At 62.6% G+C, this 4,417-nt stretch carries 5 protein-coding genes and 1 pseudogene; all 6 read right to left on the reverse strand.

Translation table 11 applies throughout. The features are described from left to right. Positions 1-6: 6 nt before the first annotated feature. Entirely contained in the window at positions 7-600 is a 594-nt protein-coding gene (locus tag YO9_RS0102865) for a phosphatase PAP2 family protein (protein WP_016996162.1), read from the reverse strand. A 5-nt stretch (positions 601-605) separates the two neighbouring features. Then, positions 606-1,202 carry a sulfate/molybdate ABC transporter ATP-binding protein gene (locus YO9_RS0102870; RefSeq protein ID WP_016996163.1) on the reverse strand — a complete coding sequence of 199 codons (597 nt, stop codon included), beginning with the start codon at positions 1,200-1,202 and terminating at the stop codon, positions 606-608. Between the two features lie 157 nt (positions 1,203-1,359). Further along, positions 1,360-2,304: an ABC transporter permease gene (locus YO9_RS0102875; RefSeq protein ID WP_223286011.1), complete on the reverse strand. Its 945-nt coding sequence runs from the start codon at positions 2,302-2,304 to the stop codon at positions 1,360-1,362. 67 nt (positions 2,305-2,371) lie between these two features. Next, positions 2,372-3,096, reverse strand: a pseudogene (gene modA, locus YO9_RS21280) (molybdate ABC transporter substrate-binding protein); the annotation flags it as partial. Next, entirely contained in the window at positions 3,093-3,494 is a 402-nt protein-coding gene (locus YO9_RS0102885; RefSeq protein WP_016996165.1) for a TOBE domain-containing protein, read from the reverse strand. The pseudogene modA and the gene YO9_RS0102885, both read right to left, overlap by 4 nt. Positions 3,495-3,560: 66 nt before the next feature. Then, entirely contained in the window at positions 3,561-3,977 is a 417-nt protein-coding gene (locus tag YO9_RS0102890) for a MarR family winged helix-turn-helix transcriptional regulator (protein WP_223286012.1), read from the reverse strand. Positions 3,978-4,417 lie beyond the last annotated feature (440 nt).

Here is a 4,417-nt window from a genome sequence, read left to right on the forward strand (position 1 = left end):
GCTAAGTCACTGCACCAGCCAGGCGTAGATACCGCCGAGCACCACCACGCCGTAGAGGAAACCCGCGATAACTTGTGAACCGCTGTGTGCCTGGAGTTTCGTGCGACTCCAACTCACGAGCAGAGCCACTGGAATGAACAGCAGTCCGACCGGACCCCAGGACACCGCAAGGACCACTACGGTGCCGCCCATCATCATGCCGTGACCCGAGACCTTCCACCACGGACTCACCACTGCCAATAGGGTGCCCGCCAGGACGGTTGATGCCAAAAGCCCCACGATTTCCACCGGGCCATTGAAATACAGGGTTGCGACGAGGAACCCCACCACCATGACCAGCGTCCCGATCATCACCGGCCGCCGATGCGATTTTTCACTCACATGGTGGTCCGTCAACACACCGCGCCGGACCAGCAGAAGCACCACGGTCAGCGGGACTCCACAGACGAAAACCGCAGCAGCGATACCCCACACCAATGACCATGCGCCCGGGATCGCACCCCACGGGAGCACCACGAGCAGTGCAGCCAGGACCAACGGCGGCTGGAAGATCTCCGACGCCCATCGAGCCCAGTCAGGAGCAGTTTTCACGCGCGACATGCTGGTCATTCAAACACGCGTGGCCGAGCCACCAAAGCTTGAGCCACCGTCATCCATCTGCCGCTTTCGACCGGCCCCAGCCTCACCGTGTGATCAGCCAACTCGGCAACGTCATTCGGATCGTGCGTGATGATCACTGCGGTTCTGTCCGCGAGCACGCGTTTGAGTACCTTTCGAATCTCCGGCCGAGCCGAGACATCCAGCGCGCTCAGGGGTTCGTCCAACAGCACCAGTTCCGGTTCCGCCGCCAACACTCGCGCGATTGCCACCCGCTGCGCTTGCCCGCCTGACAGTTGCTCCGGATAACGATCCGCGAACCGCTCCGCGCCCGCCTCACTCAACCAGTCACGTGCCGCCCGCCTCGAGGCCTTCCGACCCTCGCCCTTGCACCGCGGGCCGAAGGCCACGTTTTCCAACACACTCAGATGCGGGAACAACAACGGTTCCTGCGCCATCAGCGCCACGCCCCGTCGATGCGCCGGCGTCCACGTGCGGCTACGGCCTTTCCCCAGGTCGATGACGTCGCTCCCCGCCACCCGCACTCGTCCCCGGTCGGGTGCCAGGAGACCCGCAATCACCGCGAACACCGTTGACTTACCCACGCCGTTGGGCCCGATCAGGCCACCGTCTCACCAGGCCCTGCCCTGAGATCCGCATCCACGCCGCGTTCGGCAACGACTACGTGGGCTTCCACCCCGTCACGTTCCCGCCATCCGGCTTCCGGGTCCATGTGGAGACCCGGCACCTCGGCGGAGCCTGTCAGTCCGTCCGAAGTAACGGATACTCTCCGGCCCCGGTCGGTAGCGACTCCTCGACCGGACGCCGGTGAGGTCCCGGACCCATCGGCATCAATCGAACCCCGCTCGAGACGTCTGCTTCCCGCAACCAACCTGACAGCCCGGAGCGGAAGCCGGCGCCGCGGCGTCGTCGGGCGGGGGCCGAGAACCCGACAACCGCGACCGCCACGAGCACCAGCAAAAGCGACAGCGCTATAGCGGCATCCGGGTCGGTTTCGCGCTGCAGGTAGATCTCGAGTGGCAACGTGCGCGTGACCCCCTGCATGCTGCCGGCGAAGGTCAGGGTCGCACCGAACTCCCCCAAGCATCGCGCGAACGACAGCGCCGCCCCCGATGCAATGGCCGGAGCCACCAACGGAATCGTGATCCGCCGCATCGCGACGGTTGGCGATGCTCCCAGCCCGGCGGCCACTTCTTCATATCGGGTGCCCATCGTTCGCAACGCACCCTCGAGGGAGACCACCAAGAATGGCAGCGCCACAAACGTCTGCGCGAGCACCACCGCGGTCGTGGAGAAGGCAATCGAGATCCCGAGCGCTTCCAGTTGTCGACCCACGAACCCCAGTCGACCGAACGTGTACAGCAAGGCAATGCCACCCACCACCGGTGGCAGCACGAGCGGGAGAAGCACCAATGATCTGAGGATTCGCAAGCCCGCTAGTTGCACCCTGGCCAGCACTAACGCCAGCGGACAGCCCAGCACCACACACAACAGCGTGGAGATCAGGGCGGTCCGCAAACTCAGCCCAAGCGCCGTGAGCGAAGACTCGGACGTCAGCAAACCCCACAGGTTCGGCCAATCGACACGAAGCAGCATGCCCACCAGCGGCAAGAGGACAAACAGCGCCCCCAGCAGCGCCGGAACGAGCACCCATCCGGGCACCGTGCGGAAACGAGCACGCGTCACGGCGCCCGAACCCCTCGTCACCCAGAATGCTCTGACCACGCTCGCTCGTGAGCAGGTCGACAAACTCCCGTGCCGCCGTTGAGTTCAACGATTCCGGGAACGTCACCACCGGGTATCGATTGACGACGTCTCGCGAATGCGGAACCTCGATCATCTCCACTCGGTCCCCAGCTGCCTTGGCATCCGTGACGTAGACCAACCCCGCATCCGCCTGGCCCGACGTGACCTTGCCCAGAACATCTGTCACAGAAAGCTCCGAGCTCACGGGGTTCTGCTCTAAGCCATTCACCATTTCGAGTTCATCCGCGGCCGCTCCGCACGGCACTTCGGGCGCGCATCGCACGAAATTCACGCCGTCTTTACGCACGTCATCCAAGCCGGCAATATCGGCCGGATTGCCCTCTGGCACCACGAGCGTGAGCGAGTTGCTTGCGAAGATCTCCGGTTCACCGGTTGGCAGGTCCGAATCGGTCAACCGCTGCATGGTCCGCTCGTCAGCGGACGCAAAAACATCCGCCCGCGCCCTTCCTGCAGACGCTGCACCAGCCCGGACGATCCGCCGTAATCCACCATCACATCTACGCCTGGGTGCTCAGCCTCGAATTCCTCGGCCAGCCGGTCAAAGCTTCTGGTCAACGACGCCGCCGCATACACCGTCAGCCTTCCCTCCGCCGACGACGCCGCTCCCCCACTCTCCCTCGAGCTTTCGCTACTGTCCCCGACAGTTCCACACGCCGTGAGAATCAATGTGGCCGCGGCACTCAGCACGGCCAGCGTTGCCCGAGCCTTCACGAGAAATCTCCGGATTCGACAATCACCGTGGTCGCTTTGACCACCGCGGTGGCCACCGACCCCGGTTCGAGTTTGAGCTCTCGCACTGCTTCGGTGCTCATGAGCGAGACAATCCGGTGGGGACCGCACTGCATTTCCACTTGGGACATCACCTTGTCCGAAGTCACCGAGGTCACCAGTCCGACCAGCCGGTTCCGCGCCGACCCCTTACCGCTGTTGGGATCCTTGGGGTTCACCGCATTGCGTTTGGCCAGCTCGGCCAGCTCCACTCCGTCCACCACCGCGTGTCCGGACGCGTTCTGTTGACGCGTGAGCGTGCCCTGGTCGATCCACCGACGCACCGTGTCATCACTGACACCCAAGAACAGCGCCGCATCAGCCACCCGCAGAAGAGTCATGCGGCCAGACTATCCGCATCTGCGGACTCAGTCAGCGAAAGATTCCGTAAATTCGGAACCTTGCCGTCACCGAAGAATGTCCGCCAAGGACTTCATGAGGTCAAGAGCGTCCCGTTGTTGCTTGTAGGACAGCCACGGTTCGTGTTCATAGAGAGCAAATTGCACGGACACTTCCGCTCGCAGTTGGATCTCCTTCCGCGCAGACTCGGAGAGTTCGATCATCTTGAACCGCGCGTCAAAACAATCGGCTTGGTACTGCACAAGGCCCACCCCGTGGAGCTCTCTCACGTACTTGGACACCAGACTCTTGGACAATCGCGTCCCCCGCGCAATCCCGCTAACCGGTTCACCCGGATTCTCCGCGAGGTAATTCATCACCTCCATTTCCCCAGGTTTGAGTCGACCATCCCCCTCGGCGGGCACAGCCGCATCCGCCAACTCTTTGAGCCGCCGCGACAACCGATACACATCCACCACTCGCATGAGTCCAGAGAACCAACTGGCCCGACCTCACAGGCCTTCCGCGCACGGCATTGTGCATTTCGACGGATCTTTGGCATGTTCGCAATAGCCTGTGGAGTCCGAAACGCATGGGTACGGAGTGTTCATCAGTGCATGATCTCCGCGGGGCACATACTCTCCGAAAGCCGTGTACTGGTGCACTGCTTCGCGAGAAAGTGAGCGGAGACAGCGCGAAACCCGTCCACTGGTCAACGGTTTTTCGGGAGTATGTCCTCCCCGAAGAACGTCTCTCAGTGAACGGGTTTCGGTGACCGAGTTGTCGTGAAGCCGATTAGTGGAGCTTCAGCTGGATCACTCATCCTCATCAACAGTCATCGCCCGGCAAGGCGGTTCAACCGCTGTGGCTAAGCTTGATCCACCGATGAGCATGCTGGGCTTGGGTCGCAATTAAAGACGGGATG

Origin of the sequence: Kocuria atrinae C3-8 (genome assembly GCF_000286355.1) — a bacterium.
In the GTDB taxonomy this organism is placed as follows: domain Bacteria; phylum Actinomycetota; class Actinomycetes; order Actinomycetales; family Micrococcaceae; genus Kocuria; species Kocuria atrinae_A.